Origin of the sequence: uncultured Ligilactobacillus sp. (assembly GCF_948826705.1) — a bacterium.
Lineage (GTDB): Bacteria > Bacillota > Bacilli > Lactobacillales > Lactobacillaceae > Ligilactobacillus.
Window position 1 is genome coordinate 1 of record NZ_CAQLEL010000030.1, and the last position, 1,722, is coordinate 1,722.

Below are 1,722 nucleotides of genomic sequence, written 5' to 3' on the forward strand. Positions count from 1 at the left end.
AGGAGAAGAAGCGACAGTTGAAGCACCTACATTTAAAGATAAAGAAACTGACGGCACTGAAGTTCAAATGCCAGAAGGTACTAAATTTGCGACTGCGACAACGGATGAAGAAAAGCAAAAAGCTAAATTACCAGCTGATGCAACTGTTATTGATCCAGCAAATGTTACAGTCGATGAAGCAACTGGCAAGATCACAGTCAAAGGTGAAGGGTTACCAACTAAAGGAACTTATGTAACTCCAGTAGTGGTGACCTATCCAGATGGCTCAAAAGACTATACCTATGCGACTGTTAATGTAGCTAAGGATTACGCCGAAACATACACAGCAAATGGTGGTACGATCAATAAAGATCTAGGACAACCGACAACAAATGAAGATCTTGCTAAAGCTGTAACATATACCAAAGATGGTAATGATGTTGCAGCGCCAGAAGGAACTACGGTTGCGCCTAAGGAAGGTACGACTTTACCAGATGGAAATACTCCGGGAGTTTATGAGATTCCGACAGTTGTAACTTATCCAGATAACACAACGGATGAAGTAACAGTAACAGTTGTTGTAGGTAATGTTATCCCAGTTGATGATCCAACAAAACCGACTCCAGAGGGTTATGTAAGAGTTACATTTGCTCCAGGAGATCATGGTAAATTTACTGATGGCACGACAACTATCTATGATGTGAAAAAAGGTACCGCTAAGGCTGATCTAGACAAAGTTGTGCCAGAAGTAACACCAGAAGATGATTACTTGCATACTGGTTGGTCACCAGAACTTCCAGCTACTGTTGAAGAACAGGGAACGTATACTGCTCAATACGAGCAAAAGGATAATGTCCAATATAAAGCTACATTTGGTGAACTTACTAAACCGGCTGGTGAAGCAACGACAGCAGCTGATGTGATCGCTAAAGTAACAACAGATTATCCAACTGATGCTGAAAAACAACCTGTGGTAACGGTCGATGATGAAAGTAGCTTGCCAAATGGTGCAACACCGGGTGAATATAAAGTACCTGTCACAGTGACCTATCCAGATGGAACAACAGCTAAAGGTGAAGTGACAGTAAATGTTTTAGATAAAGTGATCGATCGAACAGATGATCCAACAGCTCCAACTCCAGAAGGGTATGTACGTGTAACTTTTGAAGCTGGCACAAATGGGACATTTGAAAAAGGAGCACGAACAGTATTTGATGTTCGAGAAGGGACACCGGTAAGTGATGTAGTAGTTCCAACTGTTAAGGCTAATGATGGCTTTGTTCAAAAAGAAGGTACTGATGCTTGGAGTCCGGCATTGCCAACAGGTAATTTCACAACAGGTGCTACTTATGTAGCTCAATATGAAAAAGCTAAGACTGACGCAGATAAGAACGAACCAGTGGCAAAGGATCAAACCGTGGGGCTAAACGAAACACCGAAGGCGGAAGACTCGATCGCCAACTTAGGTGACTTGCCAGAAGGTACAAAGGTAGCGTTCAAAGATCCAGTAGATACTACAACAGCAGGTACAAAAGACGCGACAGTAGTAGTAACTTACCCAGATGGTTCAACAGATGAAGTGCCAGTCAAAGTGGTAGTAACAGATGATCGTACTGACGCAGATAAGAATGAACCAGTGGCCAAAGGTAAACAAAAAAAATACAAACAAAACCGGCAGCGCTTCAAAAATAGCCGAGTTCAATAAGCGAATTGCGGATATTCATCATGTCCTCAAAGAACACT

Annotated in this window: 1 protein-coding gene; it reads left to right on the plus strand. The window is 42.2% G+C overall.

Features of this window, described 5'->3' with window-relative positions:
• Nucleotides 1-1,684, plus strand: a 1,684-nt coding sequence (locus Q9Q35_RS01670) for a Rib/alpha-like domain-containing protein (RefSeq protein WP_304651851.1), incomplete at its 5' end; no start/stop codon positions are given.
• Nucleotides 1,685-1,722: the final 38 nt, after the last annotated feature.